Genomic DNA, 25,321 nt, shown 5'->3' with positions numbered 1-25,321 from the left:
CGGATTCATAGCGCGCTAGCGTAAAGGAATGGTTAGGAACAAAAGGGGATCAGGACCCCGGATGTGTGACCATGACCGACATGTTTTTCAGCTGCGTCACCGTGTCGGGGGACAGTTGCGCCTGATGTTCGGTGCCATCGTGCAATTCGTCAAATGCCAAAGAAATCTTGCGGACCTCATCATCGGTGAAGTCCCTGTCGCCGCGGGCAAAACTGCCAATGCTGCGAATGCCGTCACTGTCATTGGTTTCCTTGGCGCAGGTGATTCCAAAATTGATGCCATATTCCGCCGCCATCTTGAGAACGCCAGCCGTGTCCTGGTCAGCCAGTTTGGACCAGCGCACAGCGCCGACATTCTCGAAACCCCAGCCAAGCGTGGGATCGTTCATCAGCAAACCATTTTGTGAGTAGTAGTTGAGCCAGTCTTTGCTGTAGCTTTGAAACATGAATTTCGGCGTTGTGTATTTGATCTGCAGACCAATCGCGTACCCGGCCGGTGCCAACTCTTTTAACTCGCCCAAGACCCCACTGATCTCCACTTGCGTCCGAGACATTCTGGTACTCGCTTTCCGGTTGCCAAACACATTACGTTCGAAATACTCTCAATGAGGGCATTGCGTATCGCCATTGTAGGTATAACAGTGCAAAGGCAACAAGGCTTTTATGCGAAAAGGAAGCCTCGAGGTACTTGAATGTCGGCACTCATGGGCCCGGAGGAGATTAGACAGCTAGCTCCAGCGGGATATTACATAGCACTAAGGATCGGGTTTGCATTCCCGATGGAAGAGGTTAATGAACTGCCGCCCGACTGGGTTGAGCATTACACCAACCATCGTTTTATGCTTTTTGATCCAGTTGTTAGATGGGCATACGGCAATGTCGGCACCTGCCGTTGGAGCGATCTTCCGCTGGACGATCCGAAAAAAATCGTCAGGCAGGCGCAGGCCTTTGGCATGCGGTACGGCGTGACGATTTCCATTTTTGATGGCAGCCCGGATGGGCAGCGTTCCTTTGGGTCTTTCACCCGTTCTGACCGCGAATATACCGATTTGGAAGTCAAGCTGTTGAAGGCGTTTCTGACCAGACGGCACAATGAAACGGCACCGCCGACCAACTTGACTCGTGCTGAATTGGAAGCTTTGAGCATGGTAAAGGATGGTAAACGCCTCAAGGAAATCGCCCATGAGTTGAGTGTCAGCGAAGGTGCTGTCAAGCAACGTCTGAAAAATGCCAAGCTGAAACTTGGTGCCAAGACCGGTACGCAGGCCGCGACCTTGGCGAGTCAATACGGGCTGATATAGCCTTTAAGCTGCTATTAAGCGCCAATTTTGAACAGTTTCGAAGTTGACGTTGATTTTTCTCACCTTTCCGAACAATTCGAGCTAATTTGTAGCTGCTGTAGTACACGCAACAATCAATGGCTGTGGATCAACACCCCACTCGCCGTATAGCAGAGAGAAAGATCACTATGGAAAATATTACGTTTAATCTGGCGCAGCTTCATAAGTATGGCTCCGCATTCTATGATTTCCTGGGACTGCGTAAGCGGTTCTTTGTAGATCAGCTTGGATGGCAGATCCCGCATGATGACGATGTCGAGATGGACCAGTACGACAACCCCACTGCGTACTATTCGCTGGCGTTGCGTGACGGCGAAGTTGTAGGCGGCGCGCGTGTCATGGCCACAACGGCCAAATGGGGTTCGCATACGTATATGCTGCGTGATGCTGTCGCAGGAAAGCTCATCGGGATTCCAGCGGATATTTTGCCAAAAGCAGATGCCACGGCGAATGTCTGGGAAGTTACCCGGGTCGTCATTTCGGACGAGGTCACAACAGGGGCCGAACGGTCGGAGTGCCTGTCACTGATGCTGGATGGCGCGATCGGCGTGGCCCGCAAGCAGGGTGCGACAGAACTGATGTCACTTTCACCGCTGGCGATGGCGCGGACATTGCGCAAGCTGGGCTACGATGCGGTGCGAATCGGTGATCCCTACCGCAATGCCGAAGATGGCCGCCGCTATGCCTGTGTGAGCATGCCAACCGTGCCAAGCGCAATCAATCGACGCAAGTCCGATACATTGAACGTGATCCCATCGCAGGTTCCGCGCGCGACACATGTGCCGCAGCAACTGCCAGTACATGCGCCCTCGGTGATCTAGATGAAACACTGGTGACCGGCCGGTCGGGACATACGGCCGGTCACTTTCTCCTAGCGCGTGCCAAACACACGGGCGAAAATCGTATCGACATGTTTGGTATGATACCCAAGATCGAATTTTTCCTCGATTTCGGCCGATGACAGCGCTGCCTTGACCTCGGCATCGTTCAGAAGCTCTGTTTTGAAATCGGCCCCTTGCTCCCAGACCCGCATCGCATTGCGTTGGACCAGCCGATACGCGTCCTCGCGGCTGACACCAGCCTGGGTCAGTGCGAGCAACACACGCTGCGACATGACCAGACCGCGGAATTTATTCATATTTGCCAGCATGTTGCCGGGATAGATCACCAACTTTTCGATGACGCCTGCAAGCCGGTTCAAGGCAAAATCCAGCGTGATCGTCGTATCCGGACCTATGGCCCGTTCAACCGAGGAGTGGCTGATATCGCGCTCGTGCCAGAGGGTGACATTCTCAAGTGCCGGCACCACCGACATCCGCACCAGTCGGGCGAGCCCTGTCAGATTCTCGGTCAGGACCGGATTGCGTTTATGGGGCATGGCAGAGCTGCCCTTTTGCCCCTTGGAAAAGAACTCTTCGGCCTCAAGGACCTCTGTCCGCTGCATATGCCGGATTTCGGTTGCGATATTTTCGATGCTTGAGGCGATGACACCCAGCGTGGCAAAGAACATCGCATGCCGGTCACGGGGGATGACCTGGGTGCTGATCGGCTCGGGGGTCAGGCCCATTTTCGCACACACATGTTCCTCGACCGAAGGGTCGATATTGGCAAATGTGCCAACCGCGCCCGAGATGGCACCGGTTGCGATTTCGGCCCGGGCCGCCAGCAGGCGTGCGCGACCCCGATCCATTTCGGCGTAGAAGCGCGCAAAGGTCAGGCCCATCGTGGTTGGTTCTGCATGGATACCATGGCTGCGCCCGATCCGGACGTCGTCCTTATGCTCGATCGCGCGGGTTTTCAGTGCCGCAAGCACGCGATCCATGTCCGCCAGCAGAATGTCCGCGGCGCGCACCAGTTGGACGTTCAGCGTTGTGTCAAGAACATCGGAGGAGGTCATGCCCTGATGCACAAAGCGCGCATCCTCTGCCCCGATATGTTCGGCCAGATGCGTCAGAAAGGCGATCACGTCATGTTTTGTCACGGCCTCGATCTCGTCGATGCGGGCCACGTCAAATTCAACGTCCTTGGCTTTCCAAACGGCGGCGGCGTTTTCCTTGGGGATCACGCCAATCGCGGCTTGTGCGTCGCAGGCATGGGCCTCGATCTCGTACCATATCCGAAACTTGGTTGCCGGATCCCAGATTGCTGTCATTTCGGGGCGTGCGTAGCGTGGGATCATGATATGGAAACCTTTATGGAGGGGCATGAGACGTTTCGGTGCGGTCATAAGCCCGGTGGGCAGAACCCTCAAGAGAGAGATGCGATGTTCAGATTTGCGATGATGGCGGTTCTGATGCCCGCCATGGCGGGGGCTGTGGATTGGCAATGGGCTGATGGTCCCGCGATCAGTGCGGCCTTGCGCGACCAATCGCTGATTTACGACAATGCCACGCAGTCATTTTTCGCCTCTGGACGTACGGTGTATGATGCGGGCGAAGCCAGTTGGGGATATTGGGCTGTGCGTGGCGATCAATATTGCAGCCAATGGCCGCCGAGCGATGGTTGGGATTGCTATGATGTCATGGTCAAGCCGGGCAAAATTCGCTTTATTGGTGTGGATGGTAGCATGACGGATGGGATGGTTATAGAATAGATGTTGAAACCGACTGATTTCATCGGCGAATGGTCTTTAGACCGGCAGATCACCGACAAGCAGGCTGCGCAGGCGGGCCAGATGAAGGGGCGGGCTGTTTTTACTGAATTAGCTGCTGATCGCCTGCGTTATGATGAGACCGGCACGCTGCAGATGGGGCAGGGGCCGCAGATGGCCGCAACACGAAGCTATATCTGGGTGTTCACCGAAACCGGCGTTGATATGCAGTTTGCTGATGGCGGCCCATTTCACAGTTTTGTGCCGCAAGGATACGTGTCGGGGACTGACCATCTATGTGGCGAGGATACCTATACCGTTCGATATGATTTTGTGCATTGGCCGCGCTGGCGCGCGGTTTGGGTGGTCAATGGACCGCGCAAGAATTACACGGCGATCACCGAATTCCTGAGGTAGGATGGGTCAAGACCCATCCTACGCCGTCGGGATGTTGGCGCTATCTGACTTGCGCCGCGTTGCGGCATCAGGCAATAAAAGCGCAAGATAACATAAATAAGGGAGAGTGTCGCATGGCCCTCGCGCTCAATGACAGCGTTCTAACAGAGAATTTTGGCCCATCCGAAGGCAGCGCCTTGCGGATCAAACAGGTGGCGATGGTTGTGCTTGGCATTGCCGTGCTGGCCATTGCCGCAAAGATCAAAATCCCGATGTGGCCGGTGCCGATCACCATGGGCACATTTGCCGTGCTGACAATCGGTGCGGCCTATGGCCCGCGGTTGGGGTTCGCAACTATTTTTGGCTACATGATTATTGGCGCCCTGGGTTTTGACGTTTTTGCCGGATCCTCAGCCGAGAGTAACGGTCTGACCTATATGATGGGCGGCACGGGCGGCTATCTGGTGGGGTATGTTTTGGCCACCCTCGCATTGGGGTGGGCTGCGCGCGCAGGCTGGGATCGCTCTGTTCTGCTGATGGCGGCGGCTATGTTGATCGGCAATGTGCTGATTTATCTGCCAGGTCTCGCATGGCTTGGGACGCTCTACGGTTGGGATCAACCGATCCTTGCCTGGGGTTTGACACCGTTTCTGATCGGTGATGCGCTGAAGCTGGGGCTGGCCGCACTCTTGGTGCCGGGGCTTTGGAAGCTTTTCGGAAGCGCCCGTCAATAACGCGGACTTCAATGACAACAAAAAGGGTGCCGAAAATTCGGCACCCTTTTTTGTTCCGCAGGGTCGTCAGCCCAGCCGTGTACTGATGGTTGAGCTGCGTTCGAGTGTCTTGTGCACAGGGCATTTATCGGCAATTTCCAGCAAGCGCGCCCGCTGATCATCGCTGAGATCGCCTGTCAGATGCACGACCCGTTCAAAGTGATCGACCTTCGCACCCGGATCCGCCGCATCTTCGGCATGTTCCTTTGCATGCATGATATCGACACTGATGCCGGACAGGGGCCATCCTTTCCGGCGGGCATACATCCTGACCGTCATAGAGGTGCAGGCCCCAAGACCGGCAGCAATCAGCCCATACGGGCTTGGCCCCTTGTTTGTGCCACCAAATTTGACCGGTTCGTCGGCGGGCAGGTGATGTGGGCCTGATTGGATATCCTGCAAGAATCCGTTTGCGTCTGCCTCGGTCACGCGGGTGACCCCTTCGGGAACATCCGGGGCCGGCGCGGGGGTGTTGAGGGCGAGATAGCGTTTGGACCAGGCCGCAATAACATCTGCCGCATATTCCGCATCAGCGGGACGCGAGACCAGATGATCCGCGTCGTCCAAGGTCACAAAGCTTTTGGGATGTTTGGCGGCCAGAAAGATATCAGAGGCATTCTCGACCCCGACGGTTGCGTCGCGCGGGGCATGCAATACCAGCAAGGCCGCGCCAAGCTTGGCAATTGATCGGGTCAACGCAACCTGCGACACATCTTCGACGAACCCTTTGCCGATCCGAAACGGCCGGCCGCCCAATGTGACCTCTGCCACGCCTTCATCAACGATCTTGGGAATGGCGTTTGCAAAATTATGGGTGACATGTCCGGGGTCAAACGGGGCACCGATTGTGACCACGGCCTTGATCGCGGGCATATCCGGGGCCGCCTTCAATACGGCCGCACCGCCCAGAGAATGGCCAATAAGAAGGGAAGGCGTCATGCCGCGGGCATCCAGAGCCTGATAGGCGGCGTGCAGATCGTCAACATTCGAGCTGAAGCTGGTATTCTCAAATTCGCCTGCCGAATGGCCTAGGCCGGTGAAATCAAAACGCAGCACGGCAATGCCCATGGCGGACAAGCGCGCAGCTATGCGGCGGGCGGCGGTGATATCCTTGGAACAGGTGAAGCAATGGGCAAACAAGGCGGTTGCCAGATGCGGTCCTTGTGGCAAATCCAGGCGGGCTGCCAGCGTGTCGCCCGCATGACCTTTAAAAGAGAGTTTTTCGGTTGGCATGTTGCATGGACCTTTCTTTTCACTTGGGGCAGACATGGCCAGTCCGGCGGGCGCAGACAAGTGTGGCACCGGGCAGGTCGCGGCAAGGTGAGAGATGTTACCAAGATGAAGGTATTGCGTTGGGGTCTGCGACTGGGCCTGTTGGTCATTGCTGCCACCACTTTGGTGGGCTTTGCAGGCCGGCTGCATCCGGCTGCCGATAGTGTGTCGCTTTTGCGGTTTCCATTCGGGCTGCTGTGTCTGTTGGGCATCTTGGTGAACTGGGGGGCGGTGGTGCGCCTAGCGGTGACGGGGGTTGGGGTCGCGGCTGCGATCACCACATTGCCGTATTTCGTCATGCAACATGAGGGCGGATCGCTCCGGGTCTACACCAAGAATGTCTGGTATCGGAACGCAGAGCTTCCCGCGCTAGCCGCTGATATCATGGAAAGCGACGCAGATGTGGTTTTGCTGCAAGAGGTCTCGACGCGGAACGACCAACTCTTGGCGCTGTTGGCAGAGGGCTATCCACACCAGCACCTGTGCAGATCGGCACGATGGAGCGGTATTGCGGTGCTCTCACGCGCGCCATTCCTACAGACCGCCTGCACCGATGGACGTGCGGCAACGGCCGCACAGATTATGCATGATGACAGCCCTGTCTGGGTGGTGTCGACGCATCTGTTTTGGCCCCACCCCTATAATAATGCGGGTGCGACGGCGTCTGTGATCCGCATGATCGCAGCGTTTGACGGACCCATGGTGATTGGGGGTGATTTCAACATATTCCCTTGGGCGGCCAGTATTGGGCAGATCAGGCAGGTCGCTGATCTGCGTACCGCCGGACCGTTGCGGGCAACCTATCATTTGCAGGGTACACCACTTTTTCTTGACCACTTACACGGGCCGGGCGGCGGGGCTGTGCGCTACCGGCCTTATCTTGGGTCTGATCATCGGGGGGTGGTCGGTGATATGCGGCTGACGCCGTAGGATGGATTTCAATCCATCCCGGCTTGTGGTCAGGCGGTATCCATCAGCGCCGGATCATGGGGATAATGGGTCAGATCTTCATAGCCGGTCTCGGTGATCAGAACCTGATCTTCCAGCTTGATCGAAAAATCGCCCCCTTCCGGGCTGATCAGCGCCTCGACGCACAAGGTCATCCCTGGCTCCAGATGATAGTCAAATGCGCCGGGGACCCAGCGATCAGGATAGGCGATCAGCGGCCATTCATCACATAGGCCGACCCCATGCATGATGCAGCCATATTTTTGAACCTGATAGATCTCGGGCAGTGCGTGACAATGATGGGTGATGTCGTTTAGCGAAACACCGGGTTTTAGCAGCGCCTTGTTATGGGCGATATGTTCCACGCCGATTTGCATCGCCGCAATCATGTCGGGGCGTGGTTTCTGGTCGCCGATCCACCATGTGCGGCTGATATCAATGCAGATGCCATAGGCGCCAACCAGATCTGTATCAAACGCGACAATTTCATTGTTCTGGACAATGCGTGGGCCACATTCCTGAAACCACGGGTTTGTGCGGGGGCCAGAGGACAGCAATCGCGTTTCGATCCACTCGCCACCGCGCCGGATATTTTCGGCATGCAGGACGGCCCAAATGTCGTCTTCCGACATTTGCCCATTTGGCACATTCTGCCGGGCCGCTGTTTCCATGGCTTCGCAGGCAGCCTCGCAAGCATAAGAGGCGCAGCGCATCGCATGTATTTCATCGGGCCCTTTGATGCTGCGCGCTTTTTCGGTGAGTTCTTCGCCGGGATGTACCGAAAAACCCGTAGCCTCAAGGGCGCGCAACCCATGCAGCATGACCTTGTCCACGCCAAGACGCATGTTACCCCCGCCGTGTTCGCGGACGATGTCACGCACCTCACTGGCAAAGCGTTCGGCAGCGGGGCCAAGCTGATCACCGCGATCAAAATAAAACAAATCCGCGCCAGTGCGCTGCTCGGCCACAAGCGGATTGAATGAGGTGAGAAACATCGCGTTCTTGTAATCCCACACGACCATATATCCATCCGGACAAACAAGACAGGCGCGGAACGGGTTATGGCTGTTCCACAATTGCATATTGGTGCTGTCCGTGGCGTAGCGGATGTTGAGCGGGTCAAACATCAGTATTCCGCCATAGTCCCGGGTCACGACGGCGTCGGTCAGACGCTTGTGACGCCACGCGCGCATGTCCGGCAGGTTCGGCAGAACCAGCCCAGCGGCGGCCCATTCCGCAAAGGCAAGCCGGGTCGGCCCGATCTCCATCCGGTCATCATTATTGGGGGTCCCATCGCCAAGGGTGCTGCCCCTGGTGGGATCAATTTTGCGGATATCACTGTAATGCGTATTCATCGCCACAACCCTTTGACGCCCGGTCAAGGGTTGCAGCAGCAAAACATCCGGTCCTGTCTGACACCGACATTTTGGCGCTATGGTCGCGACACATTGCGTGCACGGACGCCCGCGCCCGCGGTTTTCAAACAGTCACAACGCGCCGTCAGCGTTTAGCGGTTTGGTTCCGGTTCCATGATGATGGAGCTGCCGTCTTTGGTCAGCATCGTTGTGCGGGTATCCTCGCGTGCGTCACAGCGTGGCGTGCCATCCCGGTTCAATCGCGGCGACATATAGCCCTCGATCCCGTCATCAATAAACCAGTGCTGGCAGCCATCCGGATCAACCCAGATGGACGCAACGCCGTCTTCCAGCGGTCCGCCATCAATCCCGGTATCCGTTATCCCGCGCGAGCCATCCGGTGCAACCTCGCATCCCGCAATCAAGACAGCGCCAGCCATAACGCAGCCAAGCTTTGCAAACTTTGTCATCGTCATCACAATATTCATTCCCCGACATCCCCAATCATTGCTGTTTAGTCGAATTTCGCGACCTGTTCAATCATTGCCAACCCGCATCAGCCCGACATGGAGGTGCCGGGGTGCCGCGGCGCATTTTCGGCAGGAATATGCCCATGCTGCAGATCAAGTTCGTCACTCTGGCCCAGCCGCGCGAGGCCGCGTTCGAGGGCGTCAAGACATGTTGGATGATGGATCGTCCCGGCGCCGGCGCGCATGATCTGCAACGCCTCACCAACGGGCAAAGCGGACCGATAGGGGCGATCCGCCGACAGCGCGTCAAAAACGTCTGCGGCGGTCAGCACCATCGCCTCTATGCTCAGCGTCTTAGCGTTTAACCCGTTGGGGTACCCCTTGCCATCCAACCGCTCGTGATGGGCTGCCGCAACGGGCGCCATATCCGCAAAGACGCTGACCCGGGTCAGGATTTCCGCGCTGAGTGTGGGGTGGCTTCTGATCACGTCCCATTCTGCCGGGCTTGGCCTGCCCGGTTTGTCGAGGATCGTGTTGCTGACCGCCAGCTTGCCGACATCATGCAGCAAGGCCACCCGCCGGAGCCAGGTGCGATGATCGGCAGAAAAACCCAACTCCCCCGCAATCATGTCAGCATAAAGCATGACGCGCCGACTGTGATCAGCCGTGAACGGGCTTTTGGCGTCAATCACGTCTGCAAAGGCATAGGCGATGTCATCAAGATAGGTGTCATCCATCGGTGGGTCGGCGCGGGCCGGTGCGGCGGCGAAAACGACCGTTTCAATCTGTGGATCTTCGACCCCTGACCAAAAGCTGTCTTGGGCTGCACACGCCAAAAACACGTCGACAAGCGAAGGATCAAACCAGCTATTGCCGCGAGAGCGGACCGCGGTAGCGGCGGCTGATCGGCCATTTGCCTGATGGAACACATCAACAACTTGCGCCAGCAATGCGATATTGGCCGCCAACGGCACGGCGTGCCCCGCCAATCCCTGCGGTCGTCCGCTGCCATCCCAATGCTCATCAAGGCATCGGATGCCATCCTGCACAGCCGCAGAAAACCGCAGCCGTTCGGCAATATCCGCGCCTTTTTGACAGCGGGTTTGGATCAGGTTTTGTGCGATCCTGTCGCTTTTGCGAATGACCTTCAGCGTCGCGCGCATCCGGTCAGCAACGCCCAGACCCACACCGGTTTTCGACAGGACAAACCGTAGAATCGCGCCCAGATTGCCATCGGCGAGCTTGAAATCATGTTTAAAGGCGATGTCATCCGTTTGATAAAGCGCGCAAATCGCGGCCGCATTGCTGCTGCACCCCAGATCCTTGAGAAGCAGCACGTAGTAAAGGTCAGCCATCTGTTCAGGCGTCAGCCCCAGTGCCGTGCCGATCTGCGTCCCAATCCAGCAGCACCGCAGCGCGTGCCCGCGCGGTTGGCCCTGCGTCAGATCAAGCGCATGGCTGAGCGCGCCGAGCACTTCTGGCAGCTTGACCCGTTGGCCCATACGCGCATCACGGGTCGCATCAAAATGGCTGTAGCCGGGCAGGGGTGTGTCGCGGGCGCTCATCCGTCGCCTTATAGCGATCAAGTTTTAAGACCGCATGAATACGAAAAAGGGCGCCCCCTTGCGGGAGGCGCCCAGATGATTTGGCGGCGTATTTCGCCAGCCAGGCCTTAGCAGCTGTAATACAGCTTGTATTCCATGGGGTGTGGTGTGTGCTCGTACGCGTACACTTCTTCCCATTTCAGTTCCATATAGCCTTCCAACTGGTCCTTGGTGAACACGTCACCGGCCAGCAGGAATTCGTGGTCTGCTTCGAGGGCTTCCAGCGCTTCACGCAGCGATCCGCAAACCGTTGGGATTGCAGCCAGCTCTTCTGGGGGCAGATCGTAGAGATCCTTGTCAGAGGACGGGCCCGGATCAATCTTGTTCTTGATCCCGTCAAGGCCAGCCATCAGCAGGGCTGCAAAGCACAGATATGGGTTGGCTGCCGGATCGGGGAAGCGGGCCTCGACACGCTTTGCCTTGGGGCTTTCGGCCCATGGGATCCGGACACAGCCCGACCGGTTACGGGCGGAATAGGCGCGCAGCACGGGGGCTTCGAAGCCCGGGATCAAGCGCTTGTAGCTGTTTGTGGATGGGTTGGTGATCGCGTTCAAGGCTTTGGCGTGCTTGAGGATACCGCCGATGAAATACAGTGCCTCTTGCGACAGATCCGCATATTTGTCGCCTGCGAACAAGGGCTTGCCATCTTTCCAGATCGACATGTTCACGTGCATGCCGGTACCGTTATCGCCGGCGATGGGCTTTGGCATGAATGTGGCCGACTTGCCGTAGGCCTGGGCGACGTTGTGGATGACGTATTTGTATTTCTGCAGCTCATCCGCTTGCGTGGTCAGCGACCCAAAGATCAGCCCAAGCTCGTGCTGGCAGGACGCCACCTCGTGGTGGTGTTTGTCGACCTTCATGCCCATCCGCTTCATCGTGGACAGCATTTCGGAGCGCATTTCCTGCGCGTCGTCGATTGGGTTGACCGGGAAATAGCCGCCCTTGACGCCGGGACGATGGCCTGTGTTGCCCATCTCGTATTCGGTGTCGGTGTTCCACGCGCCGTCAATTGCGTCTACTTCGTAAGACACTTTGTTCATGGATACGCTGAAGCGCACATCATCAAAGACAAAGAATTCCGCTTCGGGGCCAAAATAGGCCACATCGCCGATGCCGGAGGATTTCAGGTAGGCCTCTGCCTTGACGGCGGTGCCGCGCGGGTCACGGTCGTAAGCTTCGCCTGTGTCGGGTTCAACGATGTTGCAGTGAATGCAGACCGTCTTTTCGGCGTAGAACGGATCCAGATAGGCGCTGTCGGCCTGTGGCATCAGTTTCATGTCGGACTGGTCAATGGATTTCCAGCCAGCGATGGATGATCCATCAAACATGAAGCCTTCTTCCAGGAAGTCTTCGTCAACCAGATCGGCGACCACGGTCACGTGCTGCAGCTTGCCGCGCGGGTCAGTGAAGCGGATATCGACATAGTCGACTTCCTCGTCCTTGATCAATTTCAGAACAGCTTTGTTGTCCATAAGTGTGGGGTCCTCTGTTAGATATCTTGTGTTTAAAGCGCTTCGTCGCCGGTCTCGCCGGTCCGGATGCGGATCGCTTGTTCAATTGGGGAAACGAAAATCTTGCCGTCACCGATTTTGTCAGTTTTTGCCGCACCGATGATGGCCTCGATCGCACCGTCGACCTGATCGTCGGCAAGCACCACCTCGATTTTCACCTTGGGCAGAAAGTCGACCACATATTCCGCACCCCGATAGAGTTCGGTATGCCCTTTCTGACGGCCGAAGCCCTTGACCTCGACGACGGAAAGACCCTGCACGCCAACGTCCTGCAGGGCCTCTTTTACTTCGTCAAGTTTGAATGGTTTGATGATCGCTTCGATCTTCTTCATCAGATCACGACTCCCTTTGCATTTCGTCCGTGGTGAGACCATTTCTGTTGCATGCACACAATTCGTGGCGGAACCTGTATGGATGCAGTCTGAGTGAAAGAACAGGCGTTGCCTAAATTTTGTGCGACTAGATCGCAAATTATGCGGTTTGAAAACTTGAGGTGAAAAACCTGTGACTGAATTGCTGACAGCTGCCCAAATGCGCGCCATCGAACAAGCGGCGATCGAGAGCGGCGAGGTGACCGGGCTGGAACTGATGGAGCGCGCGGGCCAAGGCGTGGTGGATGCGATTTTTGCCGAGTGGCCGGAATTGGCGATGCCAAAACACTCTGCGCCTGCGGCGGGCGGGGCAGGGGGTTCCACCCCCTCGCCGCTGCGCGGCTCACCCCCGGAGTATTTGGAGCGAGATGATAATGAGATGCGTCGTGCGGTCGTGCTCTGCGGTCCGGGGAACAATGGCGGCGACGGGTTTGTTGTTGCGCGGCTTTTGCGCGACGCGGGATGGCAGGTTGAGGTGTTTCTTTATGGGGATGCCGAGAAGCTGCCGCCCGATGCGAAGGTGAATCATGAGCGCTGGGTGAAGATCGCGCCGGTCACTGCCCTAACTGAGCAGGCCTTTCGAAAGGTTGCCTTCGCAGACATGTATGTTGATGCGCTGTTTGGAACCGGGCTCACCCGGCCGGTCGCGGGTGATCTGGCGGGGCTGCTCAGACATCTTGGTGGCTATGGGGGTGACGACTACCGCCCGCGCATGGTTGCCGTGGATGTGCCGTCAGGGCTTTGTGCCGATAGCGGGCGCGTTGTGACACCCAATCCGCGTGCGCGTGTCCCTACAGCGACCCTGGCCCGATTGACGGTCACGTTTGACAGCCCCAAATGCGGTCACTTTGTCGGTGATGGGCCGCATCACTGCGGACGGATCGTTGTGAAGGATATCGGCGTCCGGCAGTTTCGTGAGCATAAGCCAAACCCGCATACCGGGCGCGGCCATGTTGTGCGATTTCCCCGCACATCGTTGATCGGCAAGAGGCGGATGGTCCCGGATGAGCGGCCATTCTTCAGTGTTGATATCCGTTACTTCACAAAGAACCAGGGTCACAAATATGCCCACGGCCATGCTTTCATCCTCTCTGGTGGGGTTGGAAAAGGCGGTGCGGCGCGCCTGGCGGCGCGGGGTGCGTTGAGAGTGGGGGCAGGTGCAGTCACGCTAGGTAGCCCGCCTGCCGCGCTGATTGAGAATGCCGCACAACTGAATGCCATCATGTTGCAGTCGCTCAAGGACCCGGATGCGCTGCGCGTGCTGTTGCAAGACACCCGCATCAATGCGCTGTGTATTGGGCCAGGGTTGGGACTGAATGATCGGGGGGCGGCGCTGGTGGCCGGTGTGTTGGGCGGGGAGGAACCCCGCCCCACTGTTTTGGATGCTGATGCGCTGACATTGTTGGCGCAGGACCGGGCCTTGTTTGACGAACTCCATGCCAATTGTGTCCTGACACCCCATGCTGGCGAATTCGCCCGTCTGTTCCCCGAGATCGCCGAAAAGCTGAACGCCCCCGCGACGACAGGCCCGGCTTATTCCAAGGTCGATGCGACCCGAGAGGCCGCCAAACGGGCAGGCTGCGTTGTTCTGTTCAAAGGGCCAGATACGGTGATCGCCGATCCAAGCGGGCGTTGCAGCATCAATGCGTCGGTTTACGAGCGCAGCGCGCCGTGGCTTGCGACCGCAGGGTCGGGGGATGTGTTGGCCGGGTTCATCACTGGCTTGCTGGCGCGGGGCTTCGGCGCAATGCAAGCGGCGGAAACAGGGGCGTGGCTACACACCGAATGCGCGCTGTCTTTCGGGCCGGGGCTGATCGCGGAAGATCTGCCCGAAGAACTACCGAAACTGTTCCGCGAGTTGGGGATTTAGGCCGCGGCGGGGATCATGATTTCGACGCCATCAGCATAGACAATCTGATCCGTGTCGAAATGCAGGTCAAACAACTGCATCAGTCGAGAGGGCCTGCGCGCGACAAATTCGCCGTCCGCAAGGCGCCGCGCCTCAATATCGGCGCTGGGCTGGCCGAACAGAACTGAGGCGCGCCAGTCGCGGACATGGATGCGGGTGGCAGGAGTGACCGTCATGTCCACGCCCGGCTTGGTATGGCCCAATGAGCCGGCCTTGATCACAATCGGGCTGATCCTGGCCTGTCGCGATTTGACCTCGCGCAAGATCGCAATCCCGCCATCGCGCACGATGATACGGTCGCCGGTGGTCAGATGTTCAACCGGGATTTCCCCGTCTGTTGTCATCAGGCATGTTCCCGCACAAAGCCCCAGATCGGTTCTGACGAGACTGGCCGGGTTGACAGGATGTTGGCGAGCGCTGGATTGCATGAGCTTTGTTCCGGTTTTTGGCAGTGCGTCCAATAGGCCTGTGAAACGTGGCGAGAAAACGTTAACGAGCGGCTTATTTCATGCTCATTTCGTGATCAATTTTCCGCTCGCATCCGACAGCGACCTTTGTTAGACAGCGGCCAAACTTGGGGCAGGCCTGTGCTTGCCCCTTCTTGATCATGCGGGTGTGGCGGAATTGGTAGACGCACCAGATTTAGGTTCTGGCGCCGCAAGGCGTGGGGGTTCAAGTCCCTTCACCCGCACCAAAATATGTAGAAGGACATATCAATGCAGGTCACTGAGACCCTCAATGAAGGCCTCAAGCGTGGTTACGCGATTACGGTCACCGCAGCCGAGCTCGACGCCAAAGTCGAAGAGAAGCTGAAAGAGGCACAGCCCACGATCGAAATGAAGGGCTTTCGGAAAGGGAAAGTGCCGATGGCTCTGCTGCGCAAGCAGTTCGGCCAACGCCTGATGGGCGAATCGATGCAGGAAGCCATTGATGGCGCGCTGACATCGCATCTGGAGGAATCAGGTGATCGCCCCGCGGCCCAGCCCGAAATGAAGATGACCAACGAGGACTGGAAAGAAGGCGATGACGTGAATGTCGACGTCTCTTACGAAAAGCTGCCAGAGATCGAGGATGTGGATTTCACCAAGATCAAGCTGGAGCGCATGGTTGTCAAAGCCGATGAAGACTCTGTCAAGGAAGCGCTTGATAGCCTCGCAGAGAGCCCGCAAGCGGTGAGCTACGAAGCCAAGAAGACCCAGGCCAAGAAAGACGACCAGGTTATTCTGGATTTCGTCGGCAAGGTTGATGGCGAGGCATTTGAAGGTGGCGCGGCTGAGGATTATCCGCTGGTGCTTGGTTCAAATTCTTTTATTCCCGGGTTCGAAGATGGCCTGCTGAAGGTCAAGGCGGGTGACAAAAAAGACGTCGAAGTGACGTTCCCCGATGATTATCAGGCCGAAAATCTGGCCGGTAAGAAAGCTGTCTTCAGCTGCACGATCAAGGAAGTCAAAGGTCCGAAAAAGCCGAAGTTGGATGATGAGCTGGCCAAGAAGTTCGGCGCAGAAGACCTTGATGGGTTGAAGGCGCAGATCTCGGAGCGGTTGGAAGCCGAGTATACCGGTGCCTCCCGGGCTGTTGCAAAGCGCGGCTTGCTTGATGTGCTGGACAAGAAAGTGTCCTTCGAATTGCCTGCGTCGCTGGTGGAGGCCGAGGCAAACCAGATTGCACACCAGCTGTGGCATGAGGAAAACCCCGAGGTTGAAGGCCATGATCACCCGGAAATCAAGCCGACCGACGAGCACACAAAACTGGCCGAGCGCCGCGTGAAGCTAGGCCTGCTTTTGGCGGATATCGGTCAGAAAGCGGATGTGAAAGTCTCGGATCAGGAGATGACGCAAGCGATTATGAACCAGGCGCGTCAGTACCCCGGTCAGGAGCGTCAGTTCTTTGACTTCGTGCAGCAGAACGCGCAGTTCCGCCAGCAGTTGCAGGCGCCCTTGTTTGAGGACAAAGTTGTTGACCACATCTTTGAACAGGCTGCCGTGAAAGACAAAGAGGTCAGCAAAGACGACCTGCAGAAGGCTGTTGAGAAGCTGGAAGAAGAGTAAAGCGATCTGAATATTCTATGAAAAAGGGGCGTCCGTGTAGGTGCCCCTTTTTTGTTTCGGCGTTGGCCAGTTTGCAGAACTGTGCCGTTACCCGCTGCTTGCCTTATGATGACCGCAGCCAGCCCAAAGGCGACTTGGGATGAACGTATCAATCACCTTGTGCGGTCCGGGCCAACGTCTGCATTAAAGGTGAAGATTGCCAATTTGACCGATAATAGCGACCCATTGCGCCTGGCATTACTGTCGAAAGACGAGGCTGCGTCGCTTGGATATCGCTATCCTCACGCCATCTTCGAAAGATGGATCTATCCCTCCCAGTTGGTCGACCAACGGATGGCGAGCGTTTCGCGGCTCGGGCGTGCATCGCGAAAATCCCCGTTGGACATGCTGTCGTAGCTGATCGTCACTTTGCTGCCGTTGTCAAACGTATAGCCAATACCAAGTGCCGATCGAAACTGCAGAGTTCCATCAAGATCAGCGCCGTCACCTTGCCTATAGACACCGGGCATCATCGAGGTTTCGATGAATAATGGGGTGTCGTAGATGTATTGGGTGCTCCATTTCCAGCCGATCCCGAACCATGCGGCCCCATCGGTGGTGAACGAAAGACCGTAAGTGGGGCGAAAGGGGCCGCGTCGACGATGGCTGTCGTAGCCAAGGTAGGCCTCATTCTCGCTCTGAAATCCATCAGATTGCAGATTACCCAGCTGATAAAGCACCTGTGGTGCTTGCTTTTCGGTATCAAGGCAACCGCTGGGGCAATCATTCAACGCCATATCTGTGAAACTTGTCAGCACCCAGATCAGACCAAGTGTACCGTCCATGATGTCATCCTATTTTGTGTGGCCGGTGGAGCCTGCCGTGAAAGGCACCAAGGATTGATAAAACTAAGGCGCCTATGAAGATCAAGTCGCCTGCACGGTAGATAACTTATGATGTGACAAACGTCATTAGTTCAAACTGACCGCGTAGCGGACCGACAAATTTTCTAGTCCGGGTTTGGTCGCGCGTGTGTCGCCGTTGGAGCGATGGTCCCATGACAGCATGAGTGTGGATCCATTGTCGAATTCAAATCCCGCGCCGACCGCGGAACGAAAATGAAATTCTCCGCCTAAATCAGCCCAAACCGGACATTGGATATGCGGTCCCTCTGACCGATCAGCTGACAGCTCCGTCTTTCATGTCTTGGCCTTCACTTACCACTTTTGAGTGGTCCACCTAGATTCTCCTACGGCTTACCATGAGCCTCAGAAACAAACCGCTTTAGCGAAGCTCGTTCAGCAGAGTTTGCCCACATCGATCTATAGACATAGGGTTGTCCCAAGGGCGAGCTCTTCCGACCTTCGCCAATAAATTCACCGACTATGGAAAACGCAGGGTTGGTGCGCCGTGTCGACCACTTGAACTTTGCTTCGACATCCGATGCAGAAACCTGACTTTTTTCTGAAGATAAGATAACTTCCGCAACAGTTACTGCATCTGCTCGAGGGGAAACATCGTGAACTATCGGGTCGAAGACCTCAAATAGTTTGGTTAGTGGTCGAACACTTCTGAATCGATGTGAAAGTGCGTGTGACACAGAAATCATGCCATTGAGTTCTAACTCACCTACAGCGTCCATGATTTCATTGCTCGAAGCGTCCTGAAACTGTGCCTCGATTTGGCTGTTGTCAAAGTTGTCGAAGCGCCCGCCCGTTTCCGATTTCTCGCACAGCCATTTACCAAGGTAACTCGCGTCGTCCGACAACGGAAAGGAGGCCGTAAGGATCCTTATCGCGTCTTCCTGTGAGTTCAAAACCGCAGTCACTTCCTCTTGCCATCGCTCGTTTTCGACCTGATGATCTCCCGGTCGCATGACGTCAACCATAGCCGAATATGGACCACCCACGAACGGGACCTGCTGCAACAAAGAGAGATAGATTTTCCGGCCGAGTTCCTTGGCAACAGACGCGTTAGGCGGTGAAATTGGCACGATTGTATCCTCTCAACTAGTGATCCTGACCAATGCCTTACCATAGGTAGCATAAATCTTCTAAGTCGATGGCTCTAGACACCGTGGAACTTCGACAGGGCCGGTCTGGTTTCTGCTTAGCCTTGCCAAGTTTCGCAACTTTGCAATGTCTGCTTTCTGCGCGGTACTGCCGTTGGTGTAATAACCCGCAGCATTCGGGACTTTGAGTTCTAATCGGGCATGCGACGGTTTTTTGTTTATCCCCAACAATTCCCCAGAACTCGCCCATGGTAAGACGCACTCTTCAGTTCGCTTGGCACTGGGTTGTAGATGAACGGAAAGAGCCTGACTTCAAGTACGTCGTTGTGCACTTGTATGTACGCCGTGTGTACGGGTTCTGCACGTAGGCTTCCTGGTCAAAATGACGTAAAACCAGATAGTTGTGTCATTCCGAACGCGCAACGGCCAGACGTCCCGGCCGTTGCGTGAATTTGTGATTTACATCTCGATCCGGAACAGGGCGAAGCCGCTGTCGGACGTCCCGGCGGGTGCGATCTTCATCCCTGCCACGCTGTCCGCATATGCCGCCCCTGCAGGCCCTGTTTCGAACATCAGGGACGTGCCGGGCATCGGCTTGAATGACCAGTTTGCATCGGCCTTTGGATCCACGGTGCCTTGATCGACGATATAGCGCACGATGACGTCGCGATTGGTGTCCGGCCCCTCGAAGATAACCGTGTCGCCCTTGGCCCCGGGGAAACTGCCGCCCCCTGACGCCCGATAATTGTTCGTGGCAACAATAAAGGTCTGATCAGGGTCGATAGGCGCCCCATCATATTGCAGGTTCACGATCCGGTTGGCATCTGCGTTGATCACATTCCCGTCCCGGTCGAATTTCGACGGTTGCGTCAGGTCGATTTCATAGGTGACCCCATCCATCACGTCGAAATTGTAGCTTGGGAAGTCGGGGTTCAGCAGTGTGGCGTCACTGGCCCCAGCATCGACCTGATTGAACATGCCTGCACTCCGTTCCAGCCAGTCCTTGACCTCGGCGCCGGTGATTTTCACCGCCCGGACCGTGTTGGGGTAAAGGTAAAGATCAGCCACGTTCTTGATCGCCACATCGCCTTCGGGGACGTCGGTGAAATAGTCCGGCCCGCCGCGCCCACCCGCCTTGAACGGTGCCGCAGCCGACAGGATCGGAAGCCCCTCATATTCGGTTCCGACCATCTGATCCTTGATATACCACATCTGCGCATTGGAGACGATCTGCACCGAGGGATCATCGGCCACCAGCGCGAAGTAGCTGTGCAGGGGGGCTGCGGTCTTGCCGACGGCGGTTCTGACATAGGCCAGTGTTTCGTCATGCACATCCTGCACGGATGCCAGCACGGGCGCGAAATCCTCGACCAGTGCGGTCACGCTGCGGTCTTCATTGCGTTTGGAGATCGGCCGCGCCTCGGCGGTATGGGACAGGACCCGCCAGCTGTTGCCATCACGCTCTAGCAGCAGATCGACAAGCCCCATGTGGCTGCCCCAGAAGCCGCCCATCACACCGGGCTTGCCGCCGATGGTCCCTGCGGCGGTATCAACCCCGGCCCAGTCATCGTAGTTCGACGAGGGGAAGACCAGATGGCTGTGCCCGGTCAGGATCGCATCAATCCCGTCGACCGCGGCCAGCGGGATTGCGGCGTTTTCCATCCCATCCTCGGCATTGGCAGCCCCGATCCCTGAATGGCAAAGTGCAACAATGATATCGGCGCCTTGCTCTTTCATCTGCGGGACATAGGCGCGCGCGCTTTCAATGATGTCGCGGGCCTGCACGTTGCCTTCCAGATGTTTGCGGTCCCAATTCATGATCTGTGGCGGCACAAAGCCGATCAGGCCGATCTTGATCGGGGCTGTATTGCCATCCCCATCGGTGATCTCGCGTTCCAGAATGGTGTAGGGCGGCACGAGCGTTGTGTCTGCGGTCGGCGTCGCGCCCATTTCCTTGACAACATTGGCCGAGACGACCGGGAAGGCCGCGCCCGCCACGGATTTCATCAGGAAGGAAACACCATAGTTGAATTCGTGATTGCCCAAGGTAGAGCCGTCAAACCCGAGCGTATTCATCGCGGTGATGACCGGGTGCATGTCGCCTTCTTTCATACCACGCTCGTAGGCGATGTAGTCACCCATCGGGTTGCCCTGCAGAAAGTCGCCATTGTCGAGCAGCAGTGAATTGGTGGATTCCGCCCGGACGCCTTCGATGATGCTGGCGGTTCGCGCCAGCCCGACTGTGTCGACAGGTTTGTCCGCATAGTAATCATAGGGAAAAACGTGGACATGCAGGTCGGTTGTTTCCATCAGGCGCAGATGGGCCTGCCCGGTGGCTGCATTGACCGAGAATGGGTGCATGGCAACCAGCCCGGCAGACCCGGCGATGAAGTGACGGCGATTGAGACGCAATGACATTTGTGAACCCCCAATGTGTGATATGCCCACAGTAGACCGATGAATGGCCCGGCTCACAAGAGGATGTTGGTTGCCTTTGCCGGAATTCCGCTAATTGTCTTTCATGGTTGATCTTCCTTCATGCGCGCTGTCTGTCCGGCAACCCTGGGCCTGGGCGATTGTGGCAGGGCACAAGAAAATCGAGAATCGCTCTGCCGGTTCGATCCGGGCCGGTGGTATGACCTGTCGCCGGATTGCGATCCATGCGGCCAGTGGACTTAAGCAGGATGAATATGACTGGGGCGCGTGGCGGTTGGCGCGTCACGGTCTGGATTGCCCCCGGCCTGATCAGTTGGTCCGCGGTGCCATTATTGGCGCGGTGGATGTTGTCGATATCGTTTCTGAAAGCGACAGCGAATGGTTTGGTGGCCAGATGGGACTGGTTCTGGATCATGCGGCCATGTGTGATCCCATTCCGGCCAAGGGCGCGTTGGGCTATTTCACCTGGGAACGTGCCGCATCATTTGCGCCGGTTTCGCGCTGGATGCGCGAATGGGGTGGGGGGCCTTCATCCTTGTTTGATGATCTGCCGTTGGACTGGCGCAACCCACCCAGAAAACCGTTCGGCGGTTGAACCGTTGCTTTGCGCCGTGGATCGCCGTAGCCTTTCACCATTGTTGAGATAGTGAGGATTTCCATGTTCAAGAAAATCGCATTCCTTTCCGTACTTTTGCTGTCCGCCTGCCAAATGACTGATCCGGCGCCCGCCGCCGGCAAGCTGTCAACGGCGGCTGATTTTGCCCCTTTGGTGGGCAAGACCTTGCGGCTGAATGAAACGGATTTCGCCGTCATGAACGCCGATGGCACGTTGAGCGGCATGTTCTCGGGTGCCGATACCCGCGGCACATGGCAGGTCAAGGATGGCTTTTGGTGTCGCACGCTGACGGCGGGGCCGCGTGGCCCGTCACCGGAAGACTGCCAGGTCTGGGAACGCAGCGGCGACACATTGACGATCCGCCGCAACAGAGGCCAGGGCGCGTCGTTCCAGTACACAATATCATAGCGCAAACGCGGCGGGGGCTGGCAATGCTTGCCCCCGCTGCCGCGATGGTGGATAGCCTTACTTTGTGAATTTGCCGATGTCGCCTATGATGCCCTCATTGCACGGAGGATTTTCATGAGACATTTTTTGCAACGCAAAGGAGCAGCGCTTTTTGCACTGCTATTCCTGTTGGCCTCTTGCGGGCCATTCATCAGCCCATTCAGTCAGGAAGCTTTCAAGAGCGCGACCAGCCTGAAGGCGCGAAGCTTGGCGATCATTGCCAAGGCCGACCAACCTTATGCCCAGCATCAGGATGCCGTTGAACAACTGCTTGTTGATGTGGATGCGGCCTATGAGTTTGCCAAGGGCCGTCCGCGCAATGACGTGTCGACCCGGCTGTGGGACACGTTGCGTGATCCCGAGGAGAACCTTTTGGGTGGTTTTGCCGCCCGGTGGGAAGAGCAGGGCAGGTTGAGTACATTTCTGGCCGGTGAAAGTTCCATTCAGATCGCCGAAGCTTACGACATCATTATTTGCGTCGAGGTCACCAAGAAGCGCCCTGCTGACTGCTAAACCATTTATTTTAAGGAGATTATCATGGCTGTAACATTTGATTGGGATGGCTTTGTCCAGGGCGTCGAGGATGGCGTAAAGACACTTGCCAAGAACAGTGTCGGTGATGCTGTGGATCACGCCCGCTCGGACGCGAAGGACTTTGTTGAGCTGAACAAAAAATCCATCAAGCGCTGGGGTGAGGCGCTGAAAGCCGGCACGATTTCAAAGGATGATTTCGAGTTTCTTGTCGGTGGTCAGAAATCGCTTGCCAAGATGCATGCCCTCAAGGCGCTTGGCCTGTCACAGGCCCGGCTGGAGCGGTTCCGCAAGGGTTTGATGAGCCTTGTGGTCCGGTCGGCCTTTAACGCGGTCGGTATCTGAGGCATCTCAGCGCCGTGGTGATCCGGTTCACTGGACCGGATCATAAGGCCGCGTGGTCCCGAGGTCCGCGTGCAGTTTGGCCCAAGTCGCGGTCTCGAACCGGTCGGGCCATGCGATGCCCAACTTGGCGGCCCTTTTTCGGGCGCGCGGTAGATACGCCTTGGCATAAGCGAGGTGGGCCGCGATCAACTGGTCCCGGTCTGCAACCGGCGGCGGCAGCGCGACTAGCAACGCCTTTTGTTCATCTGTGATCAGCCGGTTGAGGTGCAATTGCCCGCCCCGATGTGGCGCGTCGGTTTCCTGGATCAACAGATCCACCAGCAGATTGCGCAAGTGGAACACGCCCAAAACGCCGTTGATGTATTCCTTGCGCCCGACAACCAGATGGAGAAGGCCGAGAATACGGATAAATTCCTCAAACTGATATTTTGCCTTCTTCAGGTCAGGTTTTGTTGGCGCGGGTCGTTCCTTCAAGCGATCATGGATACCGTCATGATCGAATAGTGGCCTCAGGTTGGCTTGTGATTGGGCGCCCATCTGATCGGGTTTGAGGATCATCACGTCTGTGCGGGTCCAGTCATCAGTGATTGCGTTGATCAGGACTGGAACAGGTTTTCGATCCCACCACAGGACAATCTCGCCGGTTTGCGCGATGGCGTCCTGCCAGATTGCGGCAATATCGTCTGTGGCGCCTTCGGGGGTCACGATGACAAAATCAATATCGCTATAGGCATCCGCCATGCCGGTTCCATAGCTTCCGCCCAGAAACAACGCCCGGATTTGAGGTTTCGTGATGATTGCATCCGTGATGGTTTGGATTATTTCTGGGTGGTCCATGGAATTGCCCCCGTGATGACGCGCGCCGCCTCCATTGATGTCGGTGGTCGGGGGGTGATGCAAATGAAAAGGCCGCCCCAAATGTTGGGGCGGCCTTCAGATCTTCTAAGCTGCTGGCGTTTAGTCGTCGTCGCTGTCGTCAGCGGCGGGCTCATCAGCCGTTTCGACGCCAGCGCTTTCAGCCAGTTCTTCGTCATCAGATGCCGCAGCACCGATATCGTCGAACAGTTCCTGAATTTCGAATTCAGCGGCGGCTTCTTCTTCTGCGGCCAGCTCGGCAATGGATTTGCCGGCTTCTTGCAGTTCAGCCTCTTCGACAGAGCGCGCAACGTTCAGCGTGATTGTTGCCTCAACCTCGGGGTGCAGAATGACGCTGACGTCATGCAAGCCCAGCTCTTTAATCGCGCCTTGCAGCACGACCTGCTTTTTGTCGACGGTAAAGCCAGCCTCAGTTGCCGCATCAGCCGCATCGCGTGTGGTGACCGAGCCATAAAGCGAGCCTGCGTCAGATGCAGAGCGGATGATGATGAACTTTTGTCCATCCAGCTTTGCGGCCAGCGCATCGGCCTCTTTTTTGCTTTCGAGGTTGCGGGCTTCCATCTGGGCCTTTTCAGCCTCGAACCGCGCCATGTTGGCGGCGTTCACCCGCAGGGCTTTGCCCTGTGGCAGCAGAAAGTTGCGCGCGTAGCCTTCCTTGACGGAAACCACTTCGCCCATCTGACCCAGCTTTGCGACGCGCTCAAGTAGAATGATATCCATGATATGTCCTTACTTTACAGCGTAGGGCAGCAGGGCAAGGAACCGGGCGCGTTTGATCGCACGGGCGAGCGCGCGCTGGTTCTTGGCACCGACAGCGGTGATACGGGCGGGAACGATTTTGCCGCGCTCAGAGATGTAGCGCTGCAAAAGGCGGGTGTCTTTATAGTCGATCTTTGGGGCGTTATCGCCTTCAAACGGATCAGACTTGCGACGGCGGAAAAATGGTTTGGTTGCCATGATTGTTTGTCCTTTCCTAGATCAACGGCGCTCGCGGCGGTCGCCACGTTCTTCGCGTTTTTGCATCTGCACGGATGGGCCCTCTTCGTGGGCGTCAACCTTGATGGTCAGCACACGCATGACGTCTTCGTGCAGGCGCATCAGGCGTTCCATTTCCTGCACGGCAGGGGCAGGGGCGTCTGTGCGCAGAAAGGCATAATGCCCTTTGCGGTTCTTGTTGATCTTGTAGGCCATCGTCTTGACGCCCCAATATTCGTTTTCCAGCAACTTGCCGCCGTTATCGGCAAGAACGGTTCCGAAATGTTCGATGAGGCTTTCAGCTTGCGTGTTGGACAAGTCCTGACGCGCAATCATGACATGCTCGTATAGCGGCATGCGTACTCCAGTTCATATATCGGCGCATTTCAAAGGATGGGGCGTTTGCATCTTCCGCCCCCCATCCACGAGAGACTGCGCAGTTCATAAGTTCTGCGGAAGAATGCGGCCTTATACAGCCCGATGCCATTGATGCAACCCTTGTGTGCCGCCCAAATG

29 protein-coding genes and 1 tRNA gene are annotated in these 25,321 nt (G+C 56.9%); 13 read left to right on the top strand and 17 right to left on the bottom strand.

Annotated features, from left to right (window positions below):
- Positions 1 to 49 precede the first annotated feature (49 nt).
- On the bottom strand, positions 50 to 553 hold the full coding sequence (locus AABB31_RS06060) for an autoinducer binding domain-containing protein (RefSeq protein WP_342075359.1): 504 nt from the start codon (positions 551 to 553) through the stop codon (positions 50 to 52).
- A gap of 225 nt (positions 554 to 778) precedes the next feature.
- Here AABB31_RS06060 and AABB31_RS06055 point away from each other — a divergent pair, with 225 nt between their 5' ends.
- On the top strand, positions 779 to 1,300 hold the full coding sequence (locus AABB31_RS06055; protein WP_373635524.1) for an autoinducer binding domain-containing protein: 522 nt from the start codon (positions 779 to 781) through the stop codon (positions 1,298 to 1,300).
- A 167-nt stretch (positions 1,301 to 1,467) separates the two neighbouring features.
- On the top strand, positions 1,468 to 2,160 hold the full coding sequence (locus AABB31_RS06050) for an acyl-homoserine-lactone synthase (protein WP_342075362.1): 693 nt from the start codon (positions 1,468 to 1,470) through the stop codon (positions 2,158 to 2,160).
- 50 nt (positions 2,161 to 2,210) lie between these two features.
- Here the strand turns inward: AABB31_RS06050 and purB are convergent, their stop codons facing one another.
- Positions 2,211 to 3,518, bottom strand: a complete 1,308-nt coding sequence (gene purB / locus AABB31_RS06045; RefSeq protein ID WP_342075363.1) for an adenylosuccinate lyase — start codon at positions 3,516 to 3,518, stop codon at positions 2,211 to 2,213.
- A gap of 84 nt (positions 3,519 to 3,602) precedes the next feature.
- Between purB and AABB31_RS06040 the strand changes: the two genes are divergently transcribed.
- The 3 genes from AABB31_RS06040 (at position 3,603) to AABB31_RS06030 (ending at position 5,059) form a co-directional block, all read left to right on the top strand.
- Complete coding sequence (locus AABB31_RS06040) at positions 3,603 to 3,932, top strand: hypothetical protein (protein ID WP_342075364.1); 330 nt, start codon at positions 3,603 to 3,605, stop codon at positions 3,930 to 3,932.
- Positions 3,933 to 4,346 carry a DUF6314 family protein gene (locus AABB31_RS06035; protein ID WP_342075365.1) on the top strand — a complete coding sequence of 138 codons (414 nt, stop codon included), beginning with the start codon at positions 3,933 to 3,935 and terminating at the stop codon, positions 4,344 to 4,346. It begins immediately after the preceding gene.
- 113 nt (positions 4,347 to 4,459) lie between these two features.
- Positions 4,460 to 5,059 carry a biotin transporter BioY gene (locus tag AABB31_RS06030; RefSeq protein WP_342075366.1) on the top strand — a complete coding sequence of 200 codons (600 nt, stop codon included), beginning with the start codon at positions 4,460 to 4,462 and terminating at the stop codon, positions 5,057 to 5,059.
- 66 nt (positions 5,060 to 5,125) lie between these two features.
- Here the strand turns inward: AABB31_RS06030 and AABB31_RS06025 are convergent, their stop codons facing one another.
- Entirely contained in the window at positions 5,126 to 6,331 is a 1,206-nt protein-coding gene (locus tag AABB31_RS06025) for a bifunctional alpha/beta hydrolase/OsmC family protein (RefSeq protein ID WP_342075367.1), read from the bottom strand.
- Positions 6,332 to 6,436: 105 nt separating this feature from the next.
- Here AABB31_RS06025 and AABB31_RS06020 point away from each other — a divergent pair, with 105 nt between their 5' ends.
- Positions 6,437 to 7,300 (top strand): endonuclease/exonuclease/phosphatase family protein, encoded by an 864-nt coding sequence (locus tag AABB31_RS06020; RefSeq protein ID WP_373635523.1) that lies wholly within the window; start codon positions 6,437 to 6,439, stop codon positions 7,298 to 7,300.
- Positions 7,301 to 7,329: 29 nt separating this feature from the next.
- Here AABB31_RS06020 and dddP read toward each other — a convergent pair whose 3' ends face one another.
- From dddP to AABB31_RS05995, 5 genes are all read right to left on the bottom strand, one after another.
- Entirely contained in the window at positions 7,330 to 8,673 is a 1,344-nt protein-coding gene (dddP, locus tag AABB31_RS06015; RefSeq protein WP_342075369.1) for a dimethylsulfonioproprionate lyase DddP, read from the bottom strand.
- A 152-nt stretch (positions 8,674 to 8,825) separates the two neighbouring features.
- Entirely contained in the window at positions 8,826 to 9,149 is a 324-nt protein-coding gene (locus tag AABB31_RS06010; RefSeq protein WP_342075370.1) for a hypothetical protein, read from the bottom strand.
- An 80-nt stretch (positions 9,150 to 9,229) separates the two neighbouring features.
- The gene (locus tag AABB31_RS06005) at positions 9,230 to 10,708 is read right to left on the bottom strand and encodes an HD-GYP domain-containing protein (protein WP_373635522.1); all 1,479 of its coding nucleotides are present in this window, start codon (positions 10,706 to 10,708) and stop codon (positions 9,230 to 9,232) included.
- Between the two features lie 107 nt (positions 10,709 to 10,815).
- Positions 10,816 to 12,222 (bottom strand): type I glutamate--ammonia ligase, encoded by a 1,407-nt coding sequence (gene glnA, locus AABB31_RS06000; RefSeq protein ID WP_342075372.1) that lies wholly within the window; start codon positions 12,220 to 12,222, stop codon positions 10,816 to 10,818.
- 32 nt (positions 12,223 to 12,254) lie between these two features.
- Entirely contained in the window at positions 12,255 to 12,593 is a 339-nt protein-coding gene (locus AABB31_RS05995; protein WP_342078885.1) for a P-II family nitrogen regulator, read from the bottom strand.
- A 172-nt stretch (positions 12,594 to 12,765) separates the two neighbouring features.
- Here AABB31_RS05995 and AABB31_RS05990 point away from each other — a divergent pair, with 172 nt between their 5' ends.
- Complete coding sequence (locus AABB31_RS05990; RefSeq protein ID WP_373635521.1) at positions 12,766 to 14,502, top strand: NAD(P)H-hydrate dehydratase; 1,737 nt, start codon at positions 12,766 to 12,768, stop codon at positions 14,500 to 14,502.
- On the opposite strand, the gene AABB31_RS05985 is transcribed toward AABB31_RS05990, so the two are convergent.
- The gene (locus tag AABB31_RS05985) at positions 14,499 to 14,969 is read right to left on the bottom strand and encodes a Hint domain-containing protein (RefSeq protein ID WP_342075375.1); all 471 of its coding nucleotides are present in this window, start codon (positions 14,967 to 14,969) and stop codon (positions 14,499 to 14,501) included. The genes AABB31_RS05990 and AABB31_RS05985 overlap by 4 nt on opposite strands.
- A gap of 181 nt (positions 14,970 to 15,150) precedes the next feature.
- On the opposite strand from AABB31_RS05985, the gene AABB31_RS05980 reads away from it, so the two are divergent.
- Together AABB31_RS05980 and tig are read left to right on the top strand one after the other, a co-directional pair.
- Positions 15,151 to 15,235: transfer RNA gene (locus tag AABB31_RS05980), tRNA-Leu, on the top strand.
- 22 nt (positions 15,236 to 15,257) lie between these two features.
- A complete protein-coding gene (gene tig, locus AABB31_RS05975; RefSeq protein WP_342075376.1) occupies positions 15,258 to 16,589 on the top strand; it encodes a trigger factor in 1,332 nt (443 codons plus the stop codon).
- A gap of 305 nt (positions 16,590 to 16,894) precedes the next feature.
- Here tig and AABB31_RS05970 read toward each other — a convergent pair whose 3' ends face one another.
- The 4 genes from AABB31_RS05970 to AABB31_RS05955 all read right to left on the bottom strand — a co-directional run bounded on the left by AABB31_RS05970 (position 16,895) and on the right by AABB31_RS05955 (position 20,997).
- Positions 16,895 to 17,413, bottom strand: a complete 519-nt coding sequence (locus AABB31_RS05970; RefSeq protein WP_342075377.1) for an acyloxyacyl hydrolase — start codon at positions 17,411 to 17,413, stop codon at positions 16,895 to 16,897.
- Positions 17,414 to 17,539: 126 nt separating this feature from the next.
- The gene (locus AABB31_RS05965; protein ID WP_373635788.1) at positions 17,540 to 17,728 is read right to left on the bottom strand and encodes an acyloxyacyl hydrolase; all 189 of its coding nucleotides are present in this window, start codon (positions 17,726 to 17,728) and stop codon (positions 17,540 to 17,542) included.
- 89 nt (positions 17,729 to 17,817) lie between these two features.
- Positions 17,818 to 18,561, bottom strand: coding sequence for a hypothetical protein (locus AABB31_RS05960; RefSeq protein WP_342075378.1), 744 nt, complete (start codon positions 18,559 to 18,561; stop codon positions 17,818 to 17,820).
- Between the two features lie 477 nt (positions 18,562 to 19,038).
- Entirely contained in the window at positions 19,039 to 20,997 is a 1,959-nt protein-coding gene (locus tag AABB31_RS05955) for a bifunctional 2',3'-cyclic-nucleotide 2'-phosphodiesterase/3'-nucleotidase (protein WP_342075379.1), read from the bottom strand.
- 103 nt (positions 20,998 to 21,100) lie between these two features.
- Here AABB31_RS05955 and AABB31_RS05950 point away from each other — a divergent pair, with 103 nt between their 5' ends.
- The 4 genes from AABB31_RS05950 to AABB31_RS05935 all read left to right on the top strand — a co-directional run bounded on the left by AABB31_RS05950 (position 21,101) and on the right by AABB31_RS05935 (position 22,954).
- The gene (locus AABB31_RS05950; RefSeq protein ID WP_373635520.1) at positions 21,101 to 21,610 is read left to right on the top strand and encodes a hypothetical protein; all 510 of its coding nucleotides are present in this window, start codon (positions 21,101 to 21,103) and stop codon (positions 21,608 to 21,610) included.
- A gap of 63 nt (positions 21,611 to 21,673) precedes the next feature.
- A complete protein-coding gene (locus AABB31_RS05945; RefSeq protein ID WP_342075381.1) occupies positions 21,674 to 22,039 on the top strand; it encodes a hypothetical protein in 366 nt (121 codons plus the stop codon).
- A gap of 114 nt (positions 22,040 to 22,153) precedes the next feature.
- A complete protein-coding gene (locus tag AABB31_RS05940) occupies positions 22,154 to 22,591 on the top strand; it encodes a hypothetical protein (RefSeq protein ID WP_342075382.1) in 438 nt (145 codons plus the stop codon).
- Between the two features lie 24 nt (positions 22,592 to 22,615).
- The gene (locus AABB31_RS05935; protein WP_342075383.1) at positions 22,616 to 22,954 is read left to right on the top strand and encodes a hypothetical protein; all 339 of its coding nucleotides are present in this window, start codon (positions 22,616 to 22,618) and stop codon (positions 22,952 to 22,954) included.
- Positions 22,955 to 22,981: 27 nt separating this feature from the next.
- On the opposite strand, the gene AABB31_RS05930 is transcribed toward AABB31_RS05935, so the two are convergent.
- From AABB31_RS05930 to rpsF, 4 genes are all read right to left on the bottom strand, one after another.
- The gene (locus AABB31_RS05930) at positions 22,982 to 23,791 is read right to left on the bottom strand and encodes a nucleotidyltransferase domain-containing protein (protein ID WP_342075384.1); all 810 of its coding nucleotides are present in this window, start codon (positions 23,789 to 23,791) and stop codon (positions 22,982 to 22,984) included.
- A 120-nt stretch (positions 23,792 to 23,911) separates the two neighbouring features.
- A complete protein-coding gene (rplI, locus tag AABB31_RS05925; RefSeq protein ID WP_342075385.1) occupies positions 23,912 to 24,550 on the bottom strand; it encodes a 50S ribosomal protein L9 in 639 nt (212 codons plus the stop codon).
- Positions 24,551 to 24,559: 9 nt separating this feature from the next.
- Complete coding sequence (gene rpsR, locus AABB31_RS05920; protein WP_008235217.1) at positions 24,560 to 24,787, bottom strand: 30S ribosomal protein S18; 228 nt, start codon at positions 24,785 to 24,787, stop codon at positions 24,560 to 24,562.
- Between the two features lie 21 nt (positions 24,788 to 24,808).
- The gene (gene rpsF / locus AABB31_RS05915; RefSeq protein WP_108387027.1) at positions 24,809 to 25,162 is read right to left on the bottom strand and encodes a 30S ribosomal protein S6; all 354 of its coding nucleotides are present in this window, start codon (positions 25,160 to 25,162) and stop codon (positions 24,809 to 24,811) included.
- Positions 25,163 to 25,321 lie beyond the last annotated feature (159 nt).

This window comes from Yoonia sp. SS1-5, from assembly GCF_038443705.2.
Taxonomy (GTDB): domain Bacteria; phylum Pseudomonadota; class Alphaproteobacteria; order Rhodobacterales; family Rhodobacteraceae; genus Yoonia; species Yoonia rhodophyticola.
The sequence above is the reverse complement of the archived record's forward strand: the minus strand, read 5'-3'. Positions and strand labels throughout refer to the sequence as shown.

Excerpts from the sequence above, each read along its gene's own strand:
- AABB31_RS05950 (WP_373635520.1), top strand. The coding sequence starts at position 21,101 with ATGGTTGATCTTCCTTCATGCGCGCTGTCTGTCCGGCAACCCTGGGCC.
- AABB31_RS05970 (WP_342075377.1), bottom strand. The coding sequence starts at position 17,413 with ATGGACGGTACACTTGGTCTGATCTGGGTGCTGACAAGTTTCACAGAT.
- AABB31_RS06050 (WP_342075362.1), top strand. The coding sequence starts at position 1,468 with ATGGAAAATATTACGTTTAATCTGGCGCAGCTTCATAAGTATGGCTCC.
- AABB31_RS06025 (WP_342075367.1), bottom strand. The coding sequence starts at position 6,331 with ATGCCAACCGAAAAACTCTCTTTTAAAGGTCATGCGGGCGACACGCTG.
- rplI (WP_342075385.1), bottom strand. The coding sequence starts at position 24,550 with ATGGATATCATTCTACTTGAGCGCGTCGCAAAGCTGGGTCAGATGGGC.
- rpsF (WP_108387027.1), bottom strand. The coding sequence starts at position 25,162 with ATGCCGCTATACGAGCATGTCATGATTGCGCGTCAGGACTTGTCCAAC.
- AABB31_RS06035 (WP_342075365.1), top strand. The coding sequence starts at position 3,933 with ATGTTGAAACCGACTGATTTCATCGGCGAATGGTCTTTAGACCGGCAG.
- glnA (WP_342075372.1), bottom strand. The coding sequence starts at position 12,222 with ATGGACAACAAAGCTGTTCTGAAATTGATCAAGGACGAGGAAGTCGAC.
- AABB31_RS05930 (WP_342075384.1), bottom strand. The coding sequence starts at position 23,791 with ATGGACCACCCAGAAATAATCCAAACCATCACGGATGCAATCATCACG.
- tig (WP_342075376.1), top strand. The coding sequence starts at position 15,258 with ATGCAGGTCACTGAGACCCTCAATGAAGGCCTCAAGCGTGGTTACGCG.
- AABB31_RS05995 (WP_342078885.1), bottom strand. The coding sequence starts at position 12,593 with ATGAAGAAGATCGAAGCGATCATCAAACCATTCAAACTTGACGAAGTA.
- AABB31_RS06030 (WP_342075366.1), top strand. The coding sequence starts at position 4,460 with ATGGCCCTCGCGCTCAATGACAGCGTTCTAACAGAGAATTTTGGCCCA.
- AABB31_RS05935 (WP_342075383.1), top strand. The coding sequence starts at position 22,616 with ATGGCTGTAACATTTGATTGGGATGGCTTTGTCCAGGGCGTCGAGGAT.
- AABB31_RS05955 (WP_342075379.1), bottom strand. The coding sequence starts at position 20,997 with ATGTCATTGCGTCTCAATCGCCGTCACTTCATCGCCGGGTCTGCCGGG.
- purB (WP_342075363.1), bottom strand. The coding sequence starts at position 3,518 with ATGATCCCACGCTACGCACGCCCCGAAATGACAGCAATCTGGGATCCG.
- AABB31_RS05985 (WP_342075375.1), bottom strand. The coding sequence starts at position 14,969 with ATGCAATCCAGCGCTCGCCAACATCCTGTCAACCCGGCCAGTCTCGTC.
- AABB31_RS05945 (WP_342075381.1), top strand. The coding sequence starts at position 21,674 with ATGTTCAAGAAAATCGCATTCCTTTCCGTACTTTTGCTGTCCGCCTGC.
- dddP (WP_342075369.1), bottom strand. The coding sequence starts at position 8,673 with ATGAATACGCATTACAGTGATATCCGCAAAATTGATCCCACCAGGGGC.
- AABB31_RS06010 (WP_342075370.1), bottom strand. The coding sequence starts at position 9,149 with ATGACGATGACAAAGTTTGCAAAGCTTGGCTGCGTTATGGCTGGCGCT.
- rpsR (WP_008235217.1), bottom strand. The coding sequence starts at position 24,787 with ATGGCAACCAAACCATTTTTCCGCCGTCGCAAGTCTGATCCGTTTGAA.
- AABB31_RS06055 (WP_373635524.1), top strand. The coding sequence starts at position 779 with ATGGAAGAGGTTAATGAACTGCCGCCCGACTGGGTTGAGCATTACACC.
- AABB31_RS06040 (WP_342075364.1), top strand. The coding sequence starts at position 3,603 with ATGTTCAGATTTGCGATGATGGCGGTTCTGATGCCCGCCATGGCGGGG.
- AABB31_RS05940 (WP_342075382.1), top strand. The coding sequence starts at position 22,154 with ATGAGACATTTTTTGCAACGCAAAGGAGCAGCGCTTTTTGCACTGCTA.
- AABB31_RS06005 (WP_373635522.1), bottom strand. The coding sequence starts at position 10,708 with ATGAGCGCCCGCGACACACCCCTGCCCGGCTACAGCCATTTTGATGCG.
- AABB31_RS06060 (WP_342075359.1), bottom strand. The coding sequence starts at position 553 with ATGTCTCGGACGCAAGTGGAGATCAGTGGGGTCTTGGGCGAGTTAAAA.
- AABB31_RS06020 (WP_373635523.1), top strand. The coding sequence starts at position 6,437 with ATGAAGGTATTGCGTTGGGGTCTGCGACTGGGCCTGTTGGTCATTGCT.